We start from the raw sequence: 22,742 nt of genomic DNA, 5'->3' as shown, positions 1-22,742 counted from the left end.
CCGTCCCCCGGAGGGGACGACGGCCGTCGGCGCGGGCGGTACCGGTGTCAGCTGTGCGACTCCGGGCGCTCCACGGGCTGGGCGACCGGCTGCTCGGCCGGCTGGCCCTGCGGGGTGCCCTGGCCGATGGCGCCGGCCGGCTGGGTGCCACCGGTGACGGCCTGCTGGCCCGCTCCGGCACCCCCGCCCATCCCGGCGCGGATCTGCTGCAGGCGTGAGGCACCGGCGACGTCGAGGGTGGCCTTCTGCACCTCGAGCATCCGGCCCTCGACCGAGTTCTGCGCCAGCTCGGCCTGACCGAGGGCGTTGGCGTACCGACGCTCGATCTTGTCGCGGACCTCGCCCAGGTTGGGCGTGTTGCCCGGCGCGGAGAGCTCGTTGACGCTCTTGATCGAGGCGGACACCTGCTCCTGCATCTTGGCCTGCTCCAGCTGGGACAGCAGCTTGGTGCGCTCGGCCAGGATCGTCTGCAACCGCATCCGGCTCTGCTCGACGGCGCCCTTGGCCTGCTCGGCGGCCTGGAGGGCCTCGTCGTGGCTGCGCTTGAGGTCCTCGACGGACTGCTCGGCGCTGACCAGCTGGGTGGCGAAGGCCTGGGCGGCGTTCTCGTACTCGGCGGCCTTGGCGGGGTCACCGGCGGAGCGGGTCTGGTCGGCGAGGGCCAGGGCCTGCTGGGCCGAGCCCTGCAGCTGCTCGACCTCGGTGAGCTGGCGGCTGAGCCGCATCTCCAGCTGACGCTGGTTGCCCAGCACCGCCGCGGCCTGGTTGGCCAGCGACTGGTGACGCTGCTGCTCACCCTCGATCGCCTGTGCGATCTGGATCTTGGGGTCGGCACGCTCGTCGATCTGCGCGTTCGCCGACGCCGTGAGGTACTTCCAGAACTTCACGAACGGGTTGGGCATGGTTCCTCCTGGTCCGGTGCACACGTCCCGGGCGGGCCGGCGCGCGCCGCGGGCGACGACGTCGTCCTCCATCGTCCCAGCACACCGCGGCCCCGCACCACCACGGCACCCCGGAGGGTGGCGCGCCGCTAGGGTCCGGCCCATGCTGACCGTCCTCGGCGAGCTCATCGTCGACCTCATCCCGGTGCCCGGGGCCGACGCCGGGGACGAGGGCACCGCCCCGCAGTTCGTGGCCCGCCCGGGCGGCAACGCCCTCAACGTCGCCGTCGCCGCCGGGCGCCTGGGGCACCCGGTGCACCTGCTGGCCCGGTTCGGCACCGGGCCGTTGGCCGGCAACCTGCGGCGGCACGCGGAGCTCGCCGGTGTCGACGTGAGCCGGTCGGTCACCTCCGGCGACCCGGTCAGCCTGGCCGTGGTGGGTCTGGCTCCCGACGGGTCAGCCGACTACGGCTTCCACGTGCTCGGCGCCGCCGACTGGCAGTGGACCGACGACGAGGTCGCTGCCGCGTGGCCGGCCGGGAGCAACGCGCTGCACGTCGGGTCGATCTCCTCCTGGACCGCACCGGGCAGCGAGGCCGTCGCCGGGCTGGCCGAGCGCCTGCACGCCGACGGGTCCGCGCTGGTCAGCGTCGACCCCAACGTGCGCGTCTCGCTGGCCGAGGGCTTCGGCAACACCGGGGACGCCGTCCGGGCGCGGCTGGAGCGCCTGCTCGCCGTCGCCGACGTGGTCAAGGTGAGCGCCGAGGACCTGGCCTGGCTGGAGCCGGGGACCGCACAGGACGAGGCCGGCCTGGACGAGGCCGCGCAGCGGTGGGCCGAGCGTGGCCCGGCCCTGCTGGTGCTGACCGATGGCGGTGCCCCGCTGCGGGTGGCCCGGCCCGGCCGCCCCCTGCTGCGGCACACCCCGCCGACGGTGACCGTCGCCGACACCGTGGGGGCCGGGGACTCCCTCGCCGCGGGCCTGCTCACCGGTCTGCTGGAGGCCGGGGTGACCACCCGGGCCGCGCTGGACGCGGTGCCGGAGGACCTGCTGGAGCGGGTCGTCGCCGACGCGGCGCTGGTGGCGGCACTGTGCTGCACCCGGGTGGGGGCGGACCCGCCGACCCGGGCGGAGCTCGACGCCGCCCGCGGGTAGGACCCGCACGCACGACGAGGGCCCCGCACCGGCAGGTGCGGGGCCTTCGTCGTGCAGCCGGTCAGGCGGCGGTGCTGCCCGACCCGCCGGTGCGCTCACCGGTCAGTCCGCCGGCCGCCTCGGCGACCTGCTCCTGCCGGTCCTCGTCGGCCATCCGGGTCAGCTCGGCCCCGGCCTGCTCGTCGCGGGTCAGGTTGACCCCGGACTCCGGGTCGAAGACGTGCACCTTGCGGCTGTCGAGCCAGAACTCGGCGTCCCGGCCCTCGCGGATCCGGCTCGAGGCGTCGATCGAGACGATCGCCTGGGTGCGCAGCTCCTCGCTGTCCAGTTCCTTGGACAGCTCCCGCAGCCGGTCCCGGATGGTGTCCGGGGCGTCGTAGGGGATGTAGGCGTACTGCTGGTCGCCCAGCCACTCGGTGACGTCGACCCGGGCGGTGAACGTGGACCCCAGGTGCTTCTTGGCGTCGTCGACGAGCGAGGCGTCCTCGAAGTACTCCGGGCGGATGCCGACCAGCAGCAGGTCGTGACCGGCGACCGCCGCCGCCCGGCGCTCGTCGAGCTCGATGGTGCCGAAGGGCGTCGTCAGCGTGGACCCCTGCACCGTGGCCGGCAGGAAGTTCATCGGCGGCGAGCCGATGAACCCGGCGACGAACAGGTTGACCGGCTGCTCGTACAGCTCGCGCGGGGAGGCGACCTGCTGGATGGAGCCCTTGCGCAGCACGCAGACCCGGTCGCCCAGGGTCATGGCCTCCGTCTGGTCGTGGGTGACGTAGACGGTGGTGATGCCCAGCCGGCGCTGCAGCCGGGCGATCTCGGTGCGCATCTGCCCGCGCAGCTTGGCGTCCAGGTTGGACAGCGGCTCGTCGAAGAGGAAGGCCTCGGCCTGCCGTACGATCGCGCGGCCCATGGCCACCCGCTGGCGCTGGCCACCGGAGAGGTTGGCCGGCTTGCGCTCCAGGTGCTCGTGCAGCTCCAGGACGTCGGCGGCCTCCTTGACCAGGCGGTCCACCTTGTCGTCGGGGGTCTTGGCCAGCCGCAGCGGGAAGGCGATGTTCTCGTAGACGCTCATGTGCGGGTAGAGGGCGTAGTTCTGGAAGACCATCGACAGGTTGCGGTCCCGCGGGGCCTTGTCGTTGACCCGGTCGCCGCCGATGACCATGTCGCCGGAGGTGATGTCCTCCAGCCCCACGATCATCCGCAGCAGCGTGGACTTCCCGCAGCCGGAGGGGCCCACCAGGATCATGAACTCGCCGTCGGCGATGTCCAGGCTGATGTCGTTCACGGCGGGGAACCCGTCGCCGTACTTCTTGACGATGTTCTTCATCTGGATCGAGGCCATCGTGGACTCCTTGCGAGGTCGGGGGTCGGGCTGAGGGGTGGGCCGGTCAGCCCTTGACGGCACCGTTGGTCAGGCCGGCGACGATGCGGCGCTGGAAGACCAGCACCAGCACGACGACGGGGATCGTCACGATGACGGCGGCCGCGGCGATCGCGCCGGTGGGGTCCTCGAACTGCGAGGCCCCGGAGAACAGGCCCAGCGCGGCCGGGACCGGCCGGGAGGCGCCGGTCGAGGTCAGCGAGATGCCGTAGACGAAGTCGTTCCAGGCGATGAAGAAGGCGATGATCGCGGTGGTGAACACCCCGGGCGCCGCCAGCGGCACGATCACCTTGCGGAACGCCTGCCAGGTGGTGGCCCCGTCGACCTGGGCGGCCTGCTCCATCTCCCAGGGGATCTCGCGGAAGAACGCCGACATGGTCCAGATCGACAGCGGCAGGGTCAGCGACAGGTAGGGGATGATCAGCCCGGGCCAGGTGTCGTACAGCCCGATCTGGCGCCACAGGTTGAACAGCGGCGTGACGATCGAGATGACCGGGAAGATGGCCACCGCCAGCGCCGTCCCGAGGATGAACTTCTTGCCCGGGAAGTCCAGCCGGGCGATCGCGTAGGCCGCGAACATCGACAGCACGCAGCTGATGAAGGTCGCGATCAGGCAGATGCCGAAGCTGTTGCGCAGCGCCGGCAGGAACAGGTCGCTGGCCTCCCCGTTCAGGATAAGGCCGTAGTTCTCGGTGGAGAACACCGTCGGCAAGAACGAGCCGTTGGCCAGGTCACTGGGCGCCTTGAACGACAGCGACACGATCCACGCGATGGGCGACAGCGCGTAGAGGGCGATCGCGACGCCGGCGACGATCCACCAGCTCTTCTCCTTGGTCGACATCAGCCGTCCCCTCGTGCCTGGGCCAGGTCGACCTTGAAGCCCTTGATGAAGATGAACGCGATCAGCACCACGACGATGAACAGCAGCACCGAGACCGCCGAACCCAGCCCGATCTCCAGCCGGGAGATGGTCTGCCGGTAGGCCAGGAACGACACCGACTCGGTGTTGTTGGCCCCCGCCGTCATCACGAAGATCGAGTCGAAGACGCGGAAGGCGTCCAGCGTGCGGAACAGCAGCGCGACCATGATCGCGGCCTTCATGTTCGGCAGCGTCACCCGGCGCATCCGCTGCCACCAGGTGGCCCCGTCGACCTGGGCGGCCTCCTGCAGCACCTCGGGCACCTGGGCCAGACCGGCCAGCAGGAGCAGCGAGATGAACGGGGTGGTCTTCCAGATCTCGGCCAGGCAGATGACGAACAGCGACGTCCCGGTGTCACCGAACCAGTCGGTGTCGGCGCCGACACCGGGGATCCAGGCGAACCAGCTGTTGACGAACCCGGTGTTGATGTCGAAGGCGAACTGCCAGGCGAACGCCGAGACCACGGTGATGACGGCGTAGGGGATGAGGATGACCGCCCGCAGGAACGGCCGGATCGCCTTCAGCGCCTTGTTCATCACCATCGCCAGGGCGAAGCCGAGCACCAGCTCGACGGCCACGGTGACCACGGTGATGAAGGCCGTCACGAGGATCGCGGTCCACCACAGCGAGTCGGTGAGGATCACCAGGTAGTTGCTCAGACCGGTGAACGAGCGGTTCTCCGGGTCGGTGAGCCGGTAGTCGAACAGCGAGTCGTAGAACGCCTGGGCGATCGGGTACGCGGTGACCAGCAGCATCACCGCCAGCGCCGGGCCGGCCAGCATCCAGCCGAGCTTGCGCTCGGCCTTGGCCCGGTCGCTCACGAACGCCTTGGGCTTGGAGACCGGCTCGGTCTTCGGCGCCGGCGGGAGCGTCGTCGTACTCACAGCAGCTGCTCCTTCCGCAGGACGGCTTCGATGAGCTCGGTCGCGTCCTGCGGCGTCTGCTCGGGGTCGATGGCGGCGGTGGGGTGGTACTCGCGCTGCAGCCCGCCCGAGACCTCGCTGTAGTACGGGGTCTGCGGGCGGGGTGCGGCCTGCTGCAGGGACTGCAGGATCACCGGCGCCTGGGGGAACTCCTCGAGCACCTCGGGGTCGTCGTAGACCGCGGTGTCGGAGGCCGGGTTGCCGTTGCTGACGAAGTAGTAGGCCTGGTTCTCCGTCGTGGTGATGCACTCGGTGGCCTCGTAGGCCAGGTCGGTGTGCTCGCTGTAGGCCCCGACGCCCAGGTTGATCCCGCCGTAGGGCGGGGCGGCCTCGACGCCCTCGTCGACCTGGGGGTAGACCGCGGCCGCGTAGTCGTCGACGACGGACTGGTCCAGCGTCCCGGCCTCCACCGCGGCCAGGCCGCGGGGGTAGACGAACGGGTAGTTGACCATGAAGCCGCCCTGGTCGGACTCGAAGCCGGTGGCCGTGGAGTCCTCGTTGGCGGTCGACAGTGCCGGCCCGACCTGGCCGGAGGTCGAGATGTCGCGCATGACCTCGGCGGCCCGGATGCCCTCCTCCGACGTCAGGCCCAGCTGGATCTGCTCGGGGTCGGTGGAGTTCTCGGCGATGATCGAACCGCCGGCGCTCTCGATGAGGGCGTTGAACCACACGGTCAGCGCCTCGGCCCGGATGCCCTGCACACCCAGCAGCACGTCCTGGTCCTGCGCGGCGGTGATCAGCTGGTCCCAGGTGACCGGCTGGGTCATGTCCAGCCCGGCGGCCTCGGCGACCGACGTGCGGTACCAGAGCACCTGGGTGTTGGCCCACCACGGGACGGCGACCAGCTCGTCGTCCCAGGTGGAGCCCTCGATGGCGCTCTCCACGACGTCCTCGGTGACCCGCTCGGCGACGTCCTCGGGCACCGGGGCCAGGAAGCCGGCCTGGGCGAACTCCGGGATGAACGGCGGGTCCAGGCTCATGATGTCGATCGAGGCGTCGTTGGCCGCCAGCCGGCGGACCAGCTGCTCGCGCTGCGCGCTGGCCTCGCGGGGCAGCACCGAGGTGGTGATCGTGTACCGACCACCAGCGGCCTCCGTGCACCGGGCGGCCAGCTCGGCCTGCCCGCCGGAGTCGGGGTTCGTGTACCAGACGAGCTCGGGGACCCCGCTGTCGCCGCTGCCGCAGGCGGCCAGCCCGGACGCCAGGACGACCGCCGCAGCGCCCGCCCCCAACGCCCGCCGGGCCCTCCCCCGCGGCACGGCGGTTCGCCGTCCCCTGGTCTGGTCTGCGCTCTCAGGCACCCTGCAACCGCCTCCGTCGACGTCCAGCGGCCGGTGGGCCGCGGCGGGCCGGGCGGCGTGTTGATCACCACCCGGTCCGGCGACTGTGACCCAGGTCAAGTGCGCCGTCAAGCTGGAGTCCAGGCTGTTGCCAGTTCGTTGCCAGCGCCGTGTGGGAGTCCGTGGGGACCCGTCCGGGTGTGCTCGGTCCGGCCTGGTCAGAGCCCCGTCCGGAGCTGTCGATCACGCTGCGCGCCGGGCGTCGACCCGGTTGATCGGTCAGGTCAGGACGACGCGCCACCGGGCGAGGCCAGCACCGACGGCGTCGTCTGGTCCGCGGGGGTCTTGGGCAGTTCGTGGTCCAGGTAGGAGGCGAGCGCGGCCGTCGTCCCGACGTCCCGGCCGGCCTGCTCGGACAGGAACCACCGGTGCTCCAGCACCTCGTGGAAGACCTGCGCGGGGGCGAGGCGACCGGCCAGGTGCGGGGGGATCGCCTCCACCACGGGCACGTAGACGTCGGCGAGCCAACGGTGCGCGGCCACCGCCTCCGGCACCGGGCGGCCCTCCTTCTGCTCCAGCCACGCCCGGTGGCTGCGGACGTCGTTGAGCAGCCGCCGCGCCTGGTTCTCCTGCACCTCCAGGCCGGTGAGCCGCAGCAGCTCGCGACGGTTCTGGCCCGGCTCGGCGACCCGGGTGTCCACCCGGAGCCGGGCGCCCTCGGGGGTGTGCACCAGCTCCACCTCACCGGCGTCGAAGCCCAGCTCGTTGAGCCACTGCAGCCGCTCGGCCACCCGGTACCGCTGCTCGTCGAGCCGGAACACCTCCTCACGGGTGACGGCGTCCCACAGCGCGGCGTAGCGCTCCGGCAGGGCGTCGGCGACGTCGACCGGGCTGATCTCCGGGGACAGCAGCCCGCCGAACTGCAGGTCCAGCAGCTCCGCGCCCACCCGTTCCCGGGCCAGCTCGACGTCGTGCTGGCGCATCCCGCGGGACAGCTGCGGGTGCCGCTCGGCCGTCTCGGCGTCGACCAGGTACGCGGTCAGCCCGTCGGCGTCGGGCCGGAAGAGCGTGTTGGACAGCGAGCAGTCGCCCCAGAACACCCCCGACAGGTGCAGCCGGACCAGCAGCACGACCAGGGTGTCCAGCAGCTGGGACGTCGAGTGCTGGCTGCGGGGGCTGGAGAACAGGTGCCGGTAGGACATCGAGTACTCGAGGTACCGGGTCACCAGGATCGCCTCCTGGTCGTCGGGGCGGTCCACGCAGATCCCCAGCACCGAGACCGAGGGCAGCCCGTCGGACTCGAACTCCCCCAGCAGGCGGTACTCCCGCCGGGCGAGGGACTCGGTGATCTCCTTGAGCGCGTACACCCGGCCCTCGGTGGCCACGAAGCGGACCACGTGCCGGGAGATGCCCCGTTGCGGCACGTCCAGGAGCACCGAGGGGTCCCACTCGGACAACGGGGAGTCCCAGGGCAGGTGCAGCAGGGCCGCTGCCTCCGTCGCCGGCGGTCGGAACAGGAAGCGCATGGGGACTCCGGGGTCGGTCGGACGGGGCCGGCCGCACGGGCCGGTCGAACGGGCCGGTCGAACGGGGCCCGGGACGACGGTGCCACGTCACGGGCCCGGGCGGCAGCTGCCGCCCGGGCCCGGTGCGCGCGGTGCGCGGGTCAGCCGAGCACGTGCTCCAGCGCCGCGGCCTGCCGGGCCCGCTCGGCGGCGGTGCCCGGGCGGAGCACCAGGCCCGACAGCCAGCGCAGCACCAGCGTGGCGGCGTCCCGCTCGACCTGCAGGGCGCGGGCCAGGTCGGCCACCACGAGCCGGTCCTCGGCCAGCAGCAGCCGGGCCAGCACCTCGGGCTCGCTCACCGCGAGCCGACGCAGCACCGGGTGCGCGCCGACCTCCTCGGCCAGCCGGCCCAGGGCCGCCCCACGGGGCAGCTCGCCGGCCAGGCCGACCAGGCGCTGCAGCTCGTCGTCGAGCAGGGCCGCGGCGACGTCGTCCTTGGTGCGGAAGTGGTTGTACAGCGTGGCCTTGGCGACGCCGGCGGCGGCGGCGACGTGCTGCATCGTGGTCTTGCGCAGGCCCTGGTCGGCGAAGGCGGTGGCGGCGCCGGCGAGCAGGCCGCGGCGGGTGCGGCCCATGGCGTTGCCGGAGCGGGTGTGCTCCCCGGCCCGGTGGCCGGGGGCGGCCGGGCGCAGCGGCGGGAGGCCTTCGAAGACGACGGTGGCGTGGGTGCCGGTGGGGGCGTCCTCGCCGGCGTCGGTGGCGGGCCCGTCGAGGTCGCGGACGGCCGAGAGCACGCCCGTCGAGGCGTCGGCCACGGGGCGCGGGGCGTAGCGGTCGGGCAACGGGATCGGCTGCATGCACCCTGTGTCTCATTGCCCCTACCCAGGGTCAAGGACCGGGGCCTCGGACGACGACCGTGTCGCGGCCCCGGCCGACCGCCCGGGACGGGGTCACCCGCCCGGGTGGCGCGCCCAGCGGGCCCGCTCACCTAGCGTGGGTGGGCTCGGTGGACCGGCCACGGGCGCCCCCGGAGGAGCCCCGTGTCCCGCACCGACCGTCGCCGTCCGCAGCGGCGTCCCGACCACGGCCGCCGTCCCCGACGCCGGCTCCTGGTGCTGCTGCTGGTGGCGGTCCTGGGGACCCTCGGGTGGTTCGGCACCCGCCCGGACACCGGGGCCTTCGCCCTGCGCCAGCTCGCCGGCGGGGACTCCCCCACCCTGGCCCCGGGCACCCGGCTCTACGGCAACCCCGACGCCCAGGCCCTCCAGTGGGTGGCCGCCCACCCGGACGACCCGCGCACCCCGGCCGTCGCCGACGCCGTCGCCGCCCGGCCGGTCGCCCGCTGGTTCACCGACCCCACCGAGGCCGTGCGCTCACAGGTCGACGCCTACGTCGACGCGGCCTCCATCGTCGGCGCCACCCCCACCCTGGTCGCCTACGCGATCCCCGACCGGGACTGCGGCCAGTACTCCTCCGGCGGGGCCGCCGACGCCGACACCTACCGCGCCTGGATCCGGTCCTTTGCCGACGGGTTGGGCGGCCGTCGGGCCGTCGTGGTCCTGGAGCCGGACTCCCTGGTGCACTTCGACTGCCTGACCGGCGACCAGGTCACCGAGCGGGAGGCCCTGCTGGCCGACGCCACCGCCGTCCTGGCGCAGCGGGCACCGCGGGCACGGGTCTACCTGGACGGTTCGGCCGCCAACTGGTCCATCGCCGCCGCCGAGCTGGCCGACCGGCTGGTCGCAGCGGGCATCGCCGACGCCCACGGCATCGCACTCGGCGTGTCCAACTACACCGAGACGTCGACAGCGGTGGAGTTCGGCCGGGCCACCGCCCGGGAGCTCGCCGACCGGACCGGGCAGCGGCTGGGCCTCGTCGTGGACACCAGCCGCAACGGCACGGGCACCCGGGTGTGGTGCAACCCCGCGGGCCAGCGGACCGGTCAGCCGCCCACGTCCTCCCCCGGCCTGGGGGACGACGTCGACGCACTGCTGTGGGTCAAGCCCCCCGGGGAGTCCGACGGGGACTGCGGCATCGGCGCGGGCACCGTGTCGGGGCAGTTCGACCCCGACCTGGCGGTGTCACTGGCCGGATGACCTCGACCTGACCACTCAGGCGGCGAGCGCGACCGCGCCGCGGCGCCGGGTGGTGACCGGACCGTCCACACCGACCAGCGCGAGCGCAGGCTCGGGGGCGGGGGTCGCCGCGGGGACCAGCGGGCGGACCGGGCGGCGGGCCTCGTCGGCGGTGCGGAGCTCCTGGCTGACCTGGGCGAGCAGGTCGGCGAGCTCGACGTCGAGGGCGTCGCAGATGGAGGCCAGCAGCTCCGAGGAGGCCTCCTTCTGGCCCCGCTCGACCTCCGAGAGGTAGCCGAGGCTGACCCGCGCCGCGCCGGAGACGTCGCGCAGGGTGCGGCGCTGACGCAGGCGGTGGCCGCGCAGGGTGTCGCCGAGCTGGGTGCGCAGCAGCGTCATGGCCGTCTCCTGTCTCGCTGGATGCAGTGGCGACACGACGGTCGGGCCGTCGGTGTCACCGTGCTCTCACGCTACGCGGACGACGGGTCCTCGACCCGGTGGGCCGTGCCGCGTCCGCTGATGGCGTAACGCCACGGCGGGGGCGGGCGTTCCCGCCCTCACCCCAGCCGGTCGAGCAGCCCCGCGACGGCGGCCTGGACGGTGGCCTCGCGCACCGCGGCCCGGTCGCCGGTCAGGCGCAGCAGCGACACGATGGTGCCCCCGGGCCCGGCCAGACCGAGGAACACGGTGCCCGGCGGGTGGTCGTCGACGGGGTCGGGGCCGGCGACCCCGGTCAGCCCCACGCCCCAGGTCGCCCCGCAGCGGGCGGCGATCCCCTCGGCCAGCGCGGCCGCGGTCTCCCGGGCCACCGGGCCCACCCGGGACAGCAGGTCGGCGTCGACCCCGGCGAGGGTGGCCTTGAGGTCCGTCGCGTAGACCACCGCTCCCCCGCGCAGCGTGGCACTGGCCCCGGGCACGCCGGCCAGCGTCGCGCAGAACAGCCCGGCGGTGAGCGACTCGGCGGCCGCGACGGTCTCGCCCCGGCCCAGCAGGGCGGCGTGCAGGTCGGCGGCGGTCGGCGTGGTCACGGGCTCAGGCCGCGGTGTCGCGGCGCTCGGTGGCGTTCTCGCCGGCCGCTGCGGCGCGCCGCGCAGCCGCGGACCGCATGGCGCGGGCGCTGGTCCGCCGCAGCCGCAGCGCCCGGACGACGTAGTCGAACCCGGTGACCAGGGTCAGGGCCAGCGCCGCAGCCATCAGCCACCAGCGCACCGTGCCCATGAACCCGGTCAGCGGGGACAGGTAGAAGCCGATGGCCAGCGCCTGCAGCACCGTCTTGGCCTTGCCGCCGCGGCTGCTGGCGATCACCCCGTGCCGGATGACCCAGAACCGGAGCACGGTGACGCCCAGTTCCCGGACCAGGATCGCCAGCGTCACCCACCACGGCAGCAGGTCCAGCACCGAGAGCCCGATGAGCGCGGACCCGGTCAGCGCCTTGTCCGCGATCGGATCGGCCAGCTTGCCGAACTCGGTGACCTGGTTGCGTCGGCGGGCGATCATCCCGTCGTAGCGGTCGGTGATGATCGCCAGGGCGAAGAACAGCGTCGCCCACCAGCGGCGGGCCTCGTCCATGCCGCCGTCGGCCAGCAGCAGCCAGGCGAACAGCGGGACCACGGCCAGCCGCAGCACGGTCAGTGCGTTGGGCAGGTTCACCAACCGCGCCGTGGAGGGCGGGGTGGCGGCCGGGTCCGGGACGACGCTGCTCATCGGGGGGTCACTGCCGGGTCAGGCGGCCGCGGGGACGAGACAGGCGGCCACGAGGTCGACGCCCTCGGTGCCGGTGACCCGGGCCGGCACGACCTGGCCGGGGGTCGCGTCCAGCGGGACGCCGACGACGGTGGTCTGGCCGTCGGCGTCGGGGTCCTGGTGGGCGGCGTGGCCGGTCCAGCTGCCGGGCTCCCCGGCCAGCGGCTCGGTGAGCAGCACCTCGACGTCCTCGCCGATCCGCTCCTCGGCGCGCTGCGCGGTGAGCTCCTCGACCAGGTCGGTGATCCGGGCGACCCGTGCGTCGACCTCGTGCTGGGGCAGGTGGCCGTCCAGGCGGGCACCCTCGGTGCCCTCCTCGTCGGAGTAGCCGAACACCCCGACGGCGTCCAGGCGGCCCGCGGTCAGGAAGCGCTCCAGCTCGGCGACGTCGGCCTCGGTCTCGCCGGGGAACCCGAGGATGACGTTGGTGCGGAAGCCGGCGGTGGGGGCGATGGCGCGGGCCCGGTCGATGAGGGCGAGGAAGTCCTCGGTGCCGCCGAAGCGGCGCATCCGGCGCAGCAGGGTCGGCGAGCTGTGCTGGAAGGACAGGTCGAAGTAGGGCGCGATGCCCGGGGTGCCGGCGATGGTCTCCAGCAGGCCCGGCCGCAGCTCGGCCGGCTGCAGGTAGGCCACCCGCACCCGGACCAGGCCCTCGATCGCGGCCAGCTGGGGCAGCAGCTTCTCCAGCGTGCGCAGGTCGCCGATGTCCTTGCCGTAGGAGGTCGAGTTCTCGCTCACCAGGACCAGCTCGGTCACGCCCTGGCCCGCCAGCCAGTGCGCCTCGCCGAGGACCTCGGCGACCGGGCGGGAGACGAACGCGCCACGGAAGGTGGGGATGGCGCAGAAGGCGCAGCGCCGGTCGCAGCCGCTGGCCAGCTTCAGCGCGGCCGAGGGGCCGCTGGCCAGCCGGGTGCGCTTGAGCCAGTCGTGCCCGGGGATGGCGGGTGCCTCCGGCGAGATCGCGGCCCGGGTGCGGTCGGCCGGGCTGATCGGCAGCAGGGTGCGACGGTCACGCGGGGTGTGCGGCACCAGCGGACGCCCGGCCAGGACGTCGTCCAGTCGGTCGCCGATGGCCTCGTAGTCGTCGAAGCCCAGCACCGTGGCCTCGGGCAGCGCCCCGGCCAGCTCGGTGCCGTACCGCTCGGCCATGCAGCCCACCGCGACCACGTGCGCACCGCTGCCGGTGGCCTCCAGGATCGCGTCGACGGAGTCCTTCTTGGCCGTCTCGATGAAGCCGCAGGTGTTGACCAGGACGGCGTCGGCGTCCTCGGCGTCGGTGACCAGCTCGTACCCGTCGGCCGACAGCCGGCCGGCCAGCTCCTCGGAGTCGACCTCGTTGCGGGCACAGCCCAGGGTCACCATGGCGACCTTGCGGGCTCCGGCGGGGAGGTCGGCGAGAGGCAGGGCAGGTCCAGCGGGCACAACAGTCACCCGGACATCGTAGGCGCCGCTGTCATCCTTCTCCGCCGCCGCGGAGCAGCATGAGGGTGCCGGGCAGGTCATCGGGCTTGAGCAGCACGTCGCGGGCCTTGGAACCCTCCGACGGGCCGACGATCCCGCGGCTCTCCATCAGGTCCATCAGCCGGCCGGCCTTGGCGAACCCGACCCGGAGCTTGCGCTGCAGCATCGAGGTCGACCCGAACTGGCTGGTGACGACGAGCTCGACGGCCTGGACCAGCAGCTCCAGGTCCCCGCCGATGTCCTCGTCGATCTCCTTCTGCTCGCCGCCGGCCTTCTCGACGACCTCCTGCCGGTAGTCGGGCTCGGCCTGCCGCTTGGTGAACTCGACGACCGCCTCGATCTCGCTGTCGGAGACGTAGGCGCCCTGCACGCGGATGGGCTTGCCGGCGCCGATCGGCAGGAACAGGGCGTCGCCCATGCCGATCAGCTTCTCCGCGCCGGGCTGGTCGAGGATGACCCGGCTGTCGGTGAGGCTGGAGGTGGAGAAGGCCAGCCGCGAGGGCACGTTGGCCTTGATCAGCCCGGTGACGACGTCGACCGAGGGCCGCTGGGTCGCCAGCACCAGGTGGATGCCGGCCGCACGGGCCTTCTGGGTGATCCGGACGATCGACTCCTCGACGTCGCGGGGAGCGACCATCATCAGGTCGGCCAGCTCGTCGACGATCGCCAGGATGTAGGGGTAGGGCCGGTAGACCCGCTCGGACCCGGGCGGCGCGGTGATCTCCCCGCGCTCGACCTTCTTGTTGAAGTCGTCGATGTGCCGGACGCCGGTGGCGCGCATGTCCTGGTAGCGCTGCTCCATCTCCTCGACCAGCCAGGCCAGCGCGGTGGCGGCCTTCTTGGGGTCGGTGATGATCGGCGTGATCAGGTGCGGGATGCCGTCGTAGGGCGTGAGCTCGACCATCTTGGGGTCGATGAGGATCATCCGCAGCTGGTCGGGCGTGGCCCGCAGCAGCAGCGAGGTCAGCAGCGAGTTGATGCAGGAGGACTTGCCGGCACCGGTGGCACCGGCCACCAGCAGGTGCGGCATCTTCGCCAGGTTGGCGCAGACGAAGCCGCCCTCGATGTCCTTGCCCAGCCCGACCAGCATCGGGTGCGGGTCCTGCTTGGCCGCCCCCGAGCGCATGACGTCGCCGAGGCTGACGGTCTCGCGGTCGGTGTTGGGCACCTCGATGCCCACGGCGGACTTTCCGGGGATCGGCGCCAGGATCCGGATGTTGTCGTTGGCGACGGCGTAGGCCAGGTTGCGGGTCAGCGCGGTGATCTTCTCGACCTTGACCGCGGGCCCCAGCTCGACCTCGTAGCGGGTGACGGTCGGTCCGCGGGTGAACCCGGTGACCGCAGCGTCGACGTTGAACTGCTCCAGCACCCCGGTGATCGCCTCGATGGCGACGTCGTTGGACTTGGAGCGGGCGCGCGGCGGGGTGCCGGCGCGCAGCGTGTTCAGCGAGGGCAGGACGTAGTCGCCCTCGACCGGCTCGATCTGCAGCTGCTCGGAGTCGCCCTGCGGCATCGGCTCCAGCTCGACGGGCTTGAGCGTGCGGTCGACCACGGGGGGACGGCGCAGCGAGGCGGTGCCCACCGGCTCGACGGCGACGGCGTCCGCCGCGCCGTCCAGGGCGCCGGTGTCCACGACGCCGGTGTCCGTCGAGTCGGCCCCGGTCAGGGTCTCCAGTGCGGCCTTGGCGCGGCTGCGGCGGGGCTTGACGACCGGCTCGGGCTCGACGACGTCCAGGCCGTCGTCGAACTCCTCGTACTCGTCCTCGTCGTACTCCTCGTCGTCCTCGGCGCGACCGGTGACCCGGTCCAGCCAGCCGCGCAACCGCTCGGGCACCTGGTGCACGGGGGTGGCGGTGATGACCAGGACGCCGAAGAAGACCGCGAGCAGCAGCAGGGCGACGCCCACGACGGGGCCGACGCCGGCCCCCACCGGGTTGCCGATGGCCCAGCCGACCAGACCGCCGCCGGCGTCGCGACCGGCGTCGTCGGCCGGGGAACCGGTGACCAGGTGCGCGATGCCCAGCACCGGCAGCACCACGCAGACCCAGCCGATGACCAGCCGGCCGCGCGCCTCGGGCTTGGGCCCGTGGCGCAGCAGCCGCACCGCACCCACCAGCAGGACCACGGGCAGCACGTAGGTGAGCGCGCCGAAGGCCCAGCGGAAGGCACCGGCGATGCCGGACCCGACCGGGCCGACGTCGCCGACGTAGGCGGTGACGCCCAGCACGATCGCCAGCCCGAGGACGGCGAGGCCGACGCCGTCACGGCGGTGTTCGGGGGCCAGCGGCTCGGCCTCGTCGGGCCGGGCGACGGAGCGGGCGAGGCCACCGGCGCCGCGGGCCAGCAACGACCAGCTGCCGCTGGCGGCCGACCAGAGCCCGGCGCCGATCGAGCGGCGCGGCTTCGCGGCCGGACGACGGGCCGCGGTGGTGGAGCCGCGCTTGGCCGGGGCACGGGTGCCCGTGGCCCGCTTGGCGGGCGCCTTCTTCTTGGCGGACGTGGTGGCCGGGCGGCTCCGCGACGAGCCGCCGGCCGCCGGCCGCCGGCTCGGGGTGGACGCGCGCGCAGGCATGTCGCCGACGGTAGGCGAGTGCGTGGTGCTCGTGTGGCAGGCGGGACTGCGTGTCTGCCGGGCGCTCCTGTCGGACCCGCTGGCTACCGTCGCGGCATGCAGACGCACCCGTTCGGCAGCTGGCCCACCCCGATCACCTCCGAGCTGGTGGTGCAGGGCGCGGCGCGCCTCGGCGAGGTGGCCGTGGTGGACGACGGCGTCTGGTGGGCGGAGGGCCGGGCGTCCGAGGGCGGGCGCACGGTGCTGGTGCACCGTGCGGCCGACGGGACGACCACCGACCTGCTGCCGGCGCCCTGGAACGCCCGCACCCGGGTGCACGAGTACGGCGGTGGCTCCTGGGCGGTCGACGGGGGCACGGTCTTCTTCACCGACTTCGGCGACCAGCGGCTGTACCGGGTCCTGCCCGGCGGCGGGGAGCCCGAGGCGCTGACCGCGGCCCCGGAGATCCCGGCCGGGGTGCGCTTCGCCGACCTGACGGTCACCCCCGGCGGCCTGGTGCTCGCCGTGCGGGAGACCCACACGGCCTCCGGGGACGCCGCCGAGGTGGTGCACGAGGTCGTCACCGTCGCACTCGACGGCACCGTCGACGTGCTGGTCACCGGCCCCGACTTCGTGTCCGACCCGCGGCTGGGCCCGGACGGGTCGCTGTGCTGGTTGCAGTGGCAGCACCCGGACATGCCCTGGGACGCCGCCGAGCTCGTCGTGCGCGCACCGGACGGGCGGGACACCGTCGTCGCCGGCGGTCGGTCGGGGGCCCGTCCGGAGTCCGTCGTGCAGCCGGTCTGGTCCGCGGACGGCTCACTGCTCTTCACCGCCGACCGCACCGGGGTGTGGGCGCTGTACCGGTGGCGCCCGGGGACGGGACCCGAGCTGCTGCTGGACACCGGCAGCGACCTGACCGGTCCGCAGTGGGTGTTCGGTGCCAGCCGCTTCACCGAGCTGCCCGACGGCCGGCTGGTGCTGGCCGTCGGCCGGGACGGCGCCGACCGGCTCGCCGTCCTGACCGCCGACGGGCGGCTGCGCGAGGTCGACACCCCGTACGCCTCCTTCGGCCAGCTGCGCGCCGACGGCACCGCCGTGGTGTGTGTCGCCGGCGGCCCCACGACGAAGCCCGTCGTCGCCCGGGTCGACGTCGACGCGGGCACGGTCGAGGAACTCCGCCCGGCCCCGCAGGAGCTGGACCCGGCGTGGTTCTCCCGGCCGGTGCACGTCACCTTCCCGACCACCGACGACGGCTCCGGCGTCACGGAGGCGCACGCGCTGGTCTACCCGCCCACCAACCCCGACGTCACCGCGCCGCCCGGCGAGCTCCCGCCGCTGGTGGTGGTCGTGCACGGCGGTCCGACGTCCGCGGCCTCGCCGGTGCTCACGCTGGGCACCCAGTACTGGACCTCGCGCGGGTTCGCCGTCGCCGACGTCGACTACCGCGGGTCCACCGGCTACGGCCGGGCCTACCGGGACGCGCTGCAGGGCCGGTGGGGCATCGCCGACCTGGACGACGTCGTGGCCTGCGTGCGGTACCTGTCCTCCCCCGACGCGCCCGGGGCGCTGCGCGTCGACCCGGCCCGGGCGGTCGTCCGCGGCGGCTCGGCCGGTGGGTACACGACGCTGGCCGCGCTCACCTTCCGCCCCGGGGTGTTCGCCGCGGGTGCCAGCCACTACGGCGTGGCCGACCTGGCGGCCCTGGCCGCGGACACGCACTCGTTCGAGTCCCGGTACCTCGACGGGCTGATCGCCCCCTGGCCGGCGGGCGAGGCCGTCTACACCGAGCGCTCCCCCATCCACGCGGTCGACCGGCTCTCCACCCCGCTGGCGGTCTTCCAGGGTGCGGAGGACCGGATCGTGCCGCCCGAGCAGGCCGAGACCATGGTCGCGGCCCTGCGGGACAAGGGGGTGCCGCACGCCTACCTGCTCTTCCCCGGGGAGCAGCACGGCTTCCGGCAGGCTGCCAACATCCGGGCGGCGCTGGACGGCGAGCTGTCCTTCTACGCTCAGGTTTTCGGCTTCGAGCTGCCCGCGGCCGAGGGGATCACCCCGATCACGGTCCGCTGAGGTCGGGGGCGGTCAGACCCCGGGTCAGACCTCGAGCACCGTCGGCACGATCATCGGCCGGCGGCGGTGGGTCTGGGCCACCCAGGTGCCGACGGTGCGGCGGACGACCCGGGACAGCTTCTGGGCCTCCACCGGGCCGTCGGCCAGCGCCGCCCGCAGCGCCGTCTCCACCAGGGCCAGCGCGGGGTCGAAGGCCGTGGGGTCGTCGGCGAACCCGCGGGCGGTCAGGTGCACCGGTCGCACCAGGGTGCCCGTCGTGGGCTCCACCACCACGGTGATGGCGACGAAGCCCTCCTCCCCGAGGATCCGGCGGGCCTGCAGCGACTCCTCGCCCACCTCGCCGACGCCGAGCCCGTCGACGTAGACGTCGCCGATGGGCACCCGGCCGACGATCGAGGCCCGGCCGTCCACCAGGTCGACGACGACGCCGTCCTCGGCCAGCAGCACCTGGTCGGCCCGCATCCCGGTCTCGGCGGCGATCGCGGCATGCGCCCGCAGGTGCCGCCACTCCCCGTGGACGGGCAGCAGGTGCCTGGGCCGGGTGACCTGCAGCAGGGTGCGCAGCTCCCCCGCGGGCGCGTGGCCGGACACGTGCACCCGGGCGGTCTCCTTGTGCACCACGGTCGCGCCCAGCCGGGTCAGCCCGTTGATGACGCCGTAGACCGCGGTCTCGTTGCCGGGCACCAGCGAGCTGGCCAGCAGCACGGTGTCCCCGGCGGTGATCGTGACCTGGGCGTGGTCGCCGCGGGCCATCCGGCCCAGTGCGCTCAGCGGCTCACCCTGGGAGCCGGTGCTGACCAGCACCACCTGGGCCGGCGGCATCTGCAGGGCCTCCTCGAGGGTGACCACCAGGCCCGCCTCGACGTGCAGCAGCCCCAGCTCCTGGGCCAGGCCCATGTTGCGCACCATCGAGCGTCCGACGAGGGCGACCTTGCGCCGGTGCCGGACGGCACTGTCGAGCACCTGCTGGATGCGGTGCACGTGGCTGGCGAAGCTGGAGACGATCAGCCGCTGCCCGGCGCGGGCGAACACGCCGTCCACGACCGGGCCGATGGACCGCTCGCTGGTGACGAAGCCGGGCACCTCGGCGTTGGTCGAGTCGCTGAGCAGCAGGTCGACCCCGGCGTCCCCGAGCCGGGCGAAGGTGGCCAGGTCGGTGACCCGGCCGTCCAGCGGCAGCTGGTCCATCTTGAAGTCACCGGTGTGCACCAGCGTGCCGGCCGGGGTGTGCACGGCGACGGCCAGCGCGTCGGGGATGGAGTGGTTGACGCAGACGTACTCGGTGTCGAACGGCCCGGCTTGATGGTGGTCACCGGCGGTGACCTCGACGAGAACCGGCTCGATCCGGTGCTCGCGGAGCTTCGCCGCCACCAGGGCCAGGGTGAACCGTGAGCCGATCAGCGGCAGGTCCGCCCGCAGCCGCAGCAGGTAGGGCACCGCGCCGATGTGGTCCTCGTGCCCGTGGGTGAGGACGACGCCCACGACGTCGTCGATCCGGTCGGCGATGACGCTGAAGTCGGGCAGCACCAGGTCGATGCCGGGCTGGTCGGCCTCGGGGAACAGCAGGCCGCAGTCGATGACCAGCAGCGCGCCGTCGAACTCGAGCACGGCCATGTTCCGGCCGATCTCGCCCAGCCCGCCGACGGGGACGACCCGCAACGCGCCCGTGGGCAGCGGTGGCGGGTCGGTCAGCCCCAGGTGGGCCGTGCTGGGCAGCGGGCCGCTCACAGCTGCACGCCGCCCTCGGCGAGGTCGCGGCGGAGCTGGGCCACCTCCTCCTCGGTGGCGTCGACCAGGGGCGGGCGGACCGGACCCGAGGGCAGGCCCTGCAGCCGCAGCGCGGCCTTGACCAGGATCGCGCCCTGGGTGCGGAAGACCCCGGTGTAGACCGGCAGCAGCGAGGTGTTGACCTCGCGAGCCCGCACCAGGTCCCCGGCCTCGACGGCAGCGATCAGCTCGGCCAGCCGCGGCCCCACGAGGTGCCCGACGACGCTCACCACGCCGACCGCACCGAGGGCCAGCAGCGGGAGGTTCAGCGCGTCCTCACCGCTGTAGTAGGCGAGGTCGGTGCGGGCCAGCGTCCAGGCAACGGCCGGCAGGTCGCCCTTGGCGTCCTTGACCGCGACGATCCGCGGGTGCTCAGCGGCCCGGACCAGGGTCGCCACCTCGATCGGCACCACCGAACGCGGCGGGATGTCGTAGAGCATCACCGGCAGGTCGGTGCTGTCCGCGATCGAGGTGAAGTGCCGGAGCAGCCCGGACTGTGGCGGCTTGTTGTAGTACGGCGTCACGGCCATCAGCGCGTGCGCCCCGAGACGCTCGGCGTCCCGCGCCTTGTCGATCGAGTGCGCGGTGTCGTTGGTGCCCACCCCGGCGACGACGACCGCCCGGTCGCCCACGGCGTCGAGCACCACCTCGAGCACCGAGCGCTGTTCGGCGTCGCTGAGCGTCGGGGACTCCCCCGTCGTGCCGTTGACCACCAGGCCGTCGTGCGCGCAGCGGTCCACCAGGTGCGCGGCCAGCTCCTGGGCGCCGGCCAGGTCGACCGTGCCGTCCTCGGTCATCGGCGTGACCATGGCGCTGAGCACGCGACCGAAGGGCCGCCGGGGGTCGCGGGCTCCGGTGGCCGGGACGGGTGAGGACATGGGTCGAACTTACCGACCGGTCGCGGGCCGCTGCCGGGCCGCTGCCGGGCAGCTGGCCGCTCCTGCCCGGGCGGGCGGCCCTCGGACGCCCCGGGCAGGATGCGGCCGTGACCCTCCCCCCGGACGCCCCCGCCGCCCCCACCACCGACGGCGGGACGCCGGTGCCGCCGCTGCGCCGGCCACTGCTGGTCACCGGCCCCCCGTCGGCGGGCAAGTCGACGCTCGCGGCGACCCTCGCCGCCGGCCGCGCACTGTGCGCCGTCGTGGAGGTCGACGACGTCCGCGCCCTGGTGCGCACCGGGGCGGTCGACCCGTGGCGCCCCGGCGCCGGCGAGGGCCAGCACCGGCTGGCCGCGGTGCAGGCGTGCCTGCTCGCGTCCTCGTTCGTCGCCGCGGGCGTCGAGGTCGTCCTCGTCGACGTCGTCCGGGCTCCCGTCGCCGAGGTCTACCGGACGTCTGCGGCCACGCCGTTCGTCGTGGCGCTGCGGGTGCCCCTGGACGTCGCCCGCGCCCGTTCGGCCGGCTCCCCGTTCACCGGGCCCGAGCTGGAGGCCCTGCACGCGGAGAGCGCCGTGGTCCGGGACGTCGACGCCGAGGTGGACGCCTCCGGCACCGCGACCGAGGTCGCGGCCCGGGTGGAGGCGCTGTGGGCTGCGGCCGGAGCCGCCGTCCCCACCCGGTGAGCCGCCGGCTCAGCCCTCGCTGACGTACGGGCTGGCGGCGACCTCGGTCCCGTCGGCCAGCGAGCTGATCCGGAAGTCGTCGAACACGTTGCCGGCGACCCGCTGCAGCTCGCGCAGGCACAGGACGGCGAGCTCACGGATCTCCACGTCGGCGTGCTCGCTGGCGCGCATGGCGACGAAGTGCCGCCACGCGCGGTAGTTGCCGGTGACGACGATGCGGGTCTCGGTGGCGTTGGGCAGCACCGAGCGGGCGGCCTGGCGGGCCTGCTTGCGGCGCAGCGTGGCGTTGGGGACGTCGGCGAACCGGGTCTCCAGGCCCTCCAGCAGGTCGGTGTAGGCCTTCAGCGACGCGTCGGCCGCCTCGGTGAACAGCCGGTGCAGCTCGGGGTCCTCGGCGATGACGCCGGGCTCGACGAACGCGGCGTCCCGCTCGGGGACGTACCGCTGGGAGAGCTGGCTGTAGGAGAAGTGCCGGTGCCGGATGAGCTCGTGGGTCAGCGAGCGGGAGACACCGGTGAGGTACATGGACACCGTGCCGTGCTCGAGCACCGACAGGTGGCCGACCTCGAGGATGTGCCTCAGGTACCCGGCGTTGCTGGCGGTGGCCGGGTTCGGCTTGGTCCAGGACTGGTAGCAGGCGCGGCCGGCGAACTCGGCCAGGGCCTGTCCCCCGTCGACGTCGGTCTCCCACGGCACGTCGGCCGGCGGGGTGAACTGCGTCTGCGCGACGACCTGGACCTTCAGCGGGGCGATGGTTGGCACGGGTGAGGACCTTACGGCGGGTGCCCCGACACATCGAGTCCCCGGGGTGTGGTGTGCCCCCTGGGGCCCGTGGGCCGTCATGCTCACCACGTGCTGCCCGCCCGCCCCGCCATCCACCGCACCCGCGCCGGGGTCGGGTCCCGGCACGTCACGTGCCGCGGCGCGTGCGGCAGCCCGTCACAGCCGCTGCAGCGACCGGCGGCGGACCGGTGACCTGGTGGTTGGGCGCGCTCGCCCTGCTGGGTGGTCTGCTCTCCCTGTGGCTCGTGGCGCTCGCCCTGCTGTGGGTGCGCCGGCCCGACGGGTTGACCGTGCGGGACGCGCTGCGTCTGCTGCCCGACCTGGTCCGGCTGGTGCGCCGACTGGCCGGCGACCGGACGCTGCCGCGGGGTGTGCGGGTCCGGCTGTGGCTGCTGGTGGCCTACCTGCTCTCCCCGGTGGACCTGGTGCCCGACGTGGTCCCGGTGCTGGGCTACGCCGACGACGTGGTGGTGGTCGCCTGGGCGCTGCGCTCGGTGGTCCGCCGCGCCGGGGACGAGGCCCTGGTGCGGCACTGGCCCGGCGGGGACGCGGGGCTGCTGGTGGTCCGGCGGCTGGCGGGACTGTCCGGCTGACAGTGAGGATGGGGGTGGCGTCATCGGGGGTCGTCTGACCCGGTGTGCTGACCGACGCGGTTGCTGTCTTGGCTGAGATCTGTCGGCGGCTCT

General features: G+C 73.9%; 20 protein-coding genes. 5 read left to right on the top strand and 15 right to left on the bottom strand.

All coding sequences use genetic code 11. From position 1 onward, the window contains the following. Positions 1 to 47: 47 nt before the first annotated feature. Positions 48 to 902 (bottom strand): PspA/IM30 family protein, encoded by an 855-nt coding sequence (locus tag ASG41_RS06520; protein ID WP_056291516.1) that lies wholly within the window; start codon positions 900 to 902, stop codon positions 48 to 50. Positions 903 to 1,044: 142 nt separating this feature from the next. Here ASG41_RS06520 and ASG41_RS06515 point away from each other — a divergent pair, with 142 nt between their 5' ends. Further along, entirely contained in the window at positions 1,045 to 2,037 is a 993-nt protein-coding gene (locus tag ASG41_RS06515; protein WP_056291514.1) for a carbohydrate kinase family protein, read from the top strand. A gap of 61 nt (positions 2,038 to 2,098) precedes the next feature. On the opposite strand, the gene ASG41_RS06510 is transcribed toward ASG41_RS06515, so the two are convergent. The 6 genes from ASG41_RS06510 to ASG41_RS06485 form a co-directional block, all read right to left on the bottom strand. Then, the gene (locus ASG41_RS06510; protein WP_056291513.1) at positions 2,099 to 3,376 is read right to left on the bottom strand and encodes an ABC transporter ATP-binding protein; all 1,278 of its coding nucleotides are present in this window, start codon (positions 3,374 to 3,376) and stop codon (positions 2,099 to 2,101) included. Between the two features lie 46 nt (positions 3,377 to 3,422). Then, the gene (locus ASG41_RS06505; protein ID WP_056291511.1) at positions 3,423 to 4,256 is read right to left on the bottom strand and encodes a carbohydrate ABC transporter permease; all 834 of its coding nucleotides are present in this window, start codon (positions 4,254 to 4,256) and stop codon (positions 3,423 to 3,425) included. Then, positions 4,256 to 5,218: a carbohydrate ABC transporter permease gene (locus tag ASG41_RS06500; RefSeq protein ID WP_056291509.1), complete on the bottom strand. Its 963-nt coding sequence runs from the start codon at positions 5,216 to 5,218 to the stop codon at positions 4,256 to 4,258. Before ASG41_RS06500 ends, ASG41_RS06505 begins: the two co-directional genes overlap by 1 nt. Next, positions 5,215 to 6,516 carry an extracellular solute-binding protein gene (locus ASG41_RS06495; protein ID WP_235564574.1) on the bottom strand — a complete coding sequence of 434 codons (1,302 nt, stop codon included), beginning with the start codon at positions 6,514 to 6,516 and terminating at the stop codon, positions 5,215 to 5,217. The genes ASG41_RS06500 and ASG41_RS06495 overlap by 4 nt, the downstream gene beginning before the upstream one ends. A 305-nt stretch (positions 6,517 to 6,821) precedes the next feature. Beyond that, positions 6,822 to 8,063 (bottom strand): DUF4032 domain-containing protein, encoded by a 1,242-nt coding sequence (locus ASG41_RS06490; RefSeq protein ID WP_056291507.1) that lies wholly within the window; start codon positions 8,061 to 8,063, stop codon positions 6,822 to 6,824. Between the two features lie 140 nt (positions 8,064 to 8,203). Next, positions 8,204 to 8,899, bottom strand: coding sequence for a TetR/AcrR family transcriptional regulator (locus tag ASG41_RS06485; RefSeq protein WP_235564572.1), 696 nt, complete (start codon positions 8,897 to 8,899; stop codon positions 8,204 to 8,206). 183 nt (positions 8,900 to 9,082) lie between these two features. Here ASG41_RS06485 and ASG41_RS06480 point away from each other — a divergent pair, with 183 nt between their 5' ends. Next, the gene (locus ASG41_RS06480; RefSeq protein ID WP_056291505.1) at positions 9,083 to 10,138 is read left to right on the top strand and encodes a glycoside hydrolase family 6 protein; all 1,056 of its coding nucleotides are present in this window, start codon (positions 9,083 to 9,085) and stop codon (positions 10,136 to 10,138) included. Between the two features lie 15 nt (positions 10,139 to 10,153). Here the strand turns inward: ASG41_RS06480 and ASG41_RS25195 are convergent, their stop codons facing one another. The 5 genes from ASG41_RS25195 to ASG41_RS06455 all read right to left on the bottom strand — a co-directional run bounded on the left by ASG41_RS25195 (position 10,154) and on the right by ASG41_RS06455 (position 15,893). After that, positions 10,154 to 10,516 carry a helix-turn-helix domain-containing protein gene (locus tag ASG41_RS25195; protein ID WP_056291502.1) on the bottom strand — a complete coding sequence of 121 codons (363 nt, stop codon included), beginning with the start codon at positions 10,514 to 10,516 and terminating at the stop codon, positions 10,154 to 10,156. 158 nt (positions 10,517 to 10,674) lie between these two features. Then, the gene (locus ASG41_RS06470) at positions 10,675 to 11,145 is read right to left on the bottom strand and encodes a CinA family protein (protein ID WP_200938763.1); all 471 of its coding nucleotides are present in this window, start codon (positions 11,143 to 11,145) and stop codon (positions 10,675 to 10,677) included. Between the two features lie 4 nt (positions 11,146 to 11,149). Continuing rightward, complete coding sequence (gene pgsA, locus ASG41_RS06465; RefSeq protein WP_056291497.1) at positions 11,150 to 11,821, bottom strand: CDP-diacylglycerol--glycerol-3-phosphate 3-phosphatidyltransferase; 672 nt, start codon at positions 11,819 to 11,821, stop codon at positions 11,150 to 11,152. Positions 11,822 to 11,839: 18 nt separating this feature from the next. After that, a complete protein-coding gene (gene rimO, locus ASG41_RS06460; RefSeq protein ID WP_235564566.1) occupies positions 11,840 to 13,291 on the bottom strand; it encodes a 30S ribosomal protein S12 methylthiotransferase RimO in 1,452 nt (483 codons plus the stop codon). A 22-nt stretch (positions 13,292 to 13,313) separates the two neighbouring features. Continuing rightward, the gene (locus ASG41_RS06455) at positions 13,314 to 15,893 is read right to left on the bottom strand and encodes a DNA translocase FtsK (RefSeq protein ID WP_056291492.1); all 2,580 of its coding nucleotides are present in this window, start codon (positions 15,891 to 15,893) and stop codon (positions 13,314 to 13,316) included. Between the two features lie 96 nt (positions 15,894 to 15,989). Here ASG41_RS06455 and ASG41_RS06450 point away from each other — a divergent pair, with 96 nt between their 5' ends. Beyond that, positions 15,990 to 17,945 (top strand): S9 family peptidase, encoded by a 1,956-nt coding sequence (locus ASG41_RS06450; protein WP_056291490.1) that lies wholly within the window; start codon positions 15,990 to 15,992, stop codon positions 17,943 to 17,945. Between the two features lie 24 nt (positions 17,946 to 17,969). On the opposite strand, the gene ASG41_RS06445 is transcribed toward ASG41_RS06450, so the two are convergent. Beyond that, on the bottom strand, positions 17,970 to 19,673 hold the full coding sequence (locus tag ASG41_RS06445; RefSeq protein ID WP_082556648.1) for a ribonuclease J: 1,704 nt from the start codon (positions 19,671 to 19,673) through the stop codon (positions 17,970 to 17,972). Further along, the gene (gene dapA, locus ASG41_RS06440) at positions 19,670 to 20,590 is read right to left on the bottom strand and encodes a 4-hydroxy-tetrahydrodipicolinate synthase (protein WP_056291487.1); all 921 of its coding nucleotides are present in this window, start codon (positions 20,588 to 20,590) and stop codon (positions 19,670 to 19,672) included. Before dapA ends, ASG41_RS06445 begins: the two co-directional genes overlap by 4 nt. A gap of 107 nt (positions 20,591 to 20,697) precedes the next feature. On the opposite strand from dapA, the gene ASG41_RS06435 reads away from it, so the two are divergent. Then, positions 20,698 to 21,273: a hypothetical protein gene (locus ASG41_RS06435; protein WP_056291485.1), complete on the top strand. Its 576-nt coding sequence runs from the start codon at positions 20,698 to 20,700 to the stop codon at positions 21,271 to 21,273. A gap of 9 nt (positions 21,274 to 21,282) precedes the next feature. On the opposite strand, the gene thyX is transcribed toward ASG41_RS06435, so the two are convergent. Next, positions 21,283 to 22,035, bottom strand: coding sequence for an FAD-dependent thymidylate synthase (gene thyX / locus ASG41_RS06430; protein WP_056291483.1), 753 nt, complete (start codon positions 22,033 to 22,035; stop codon positions 21,283 to 21,285). A 209-nt stretch (positions 22,036 to 22,244) separates the two neighbouring features. Here thyX and ASG41_RS06425 point away from each other — a divergent pair, with 209 nt between their 5' ends. Next, a complete protein-coding gene (locus tag ASG41_RS06425; RefSeq protein WP_056291601.1) occupies positions 22,245 to 22,649 on the top strand; it encodes a YkvA family protein in 405 nt (134 codons plus the stop codon). Positions 22,650 to 22,742 lie beyond the last annotated feature (93 nt).

The organism is Modestobacter sp. Leaf380 (assembly GCF_001424485.1).
Taxonomy (GTDB): Bacteria; Actinomycetota; Actinomycetes; order Mycobacteriales; family Geodermatophilaceae; genus Klenkia.
The sequence above is the reverse complement of the archived record's forward strand: the minus strand, read 5'-3'. Positions and strand labels throughout refer to the sequence as shown.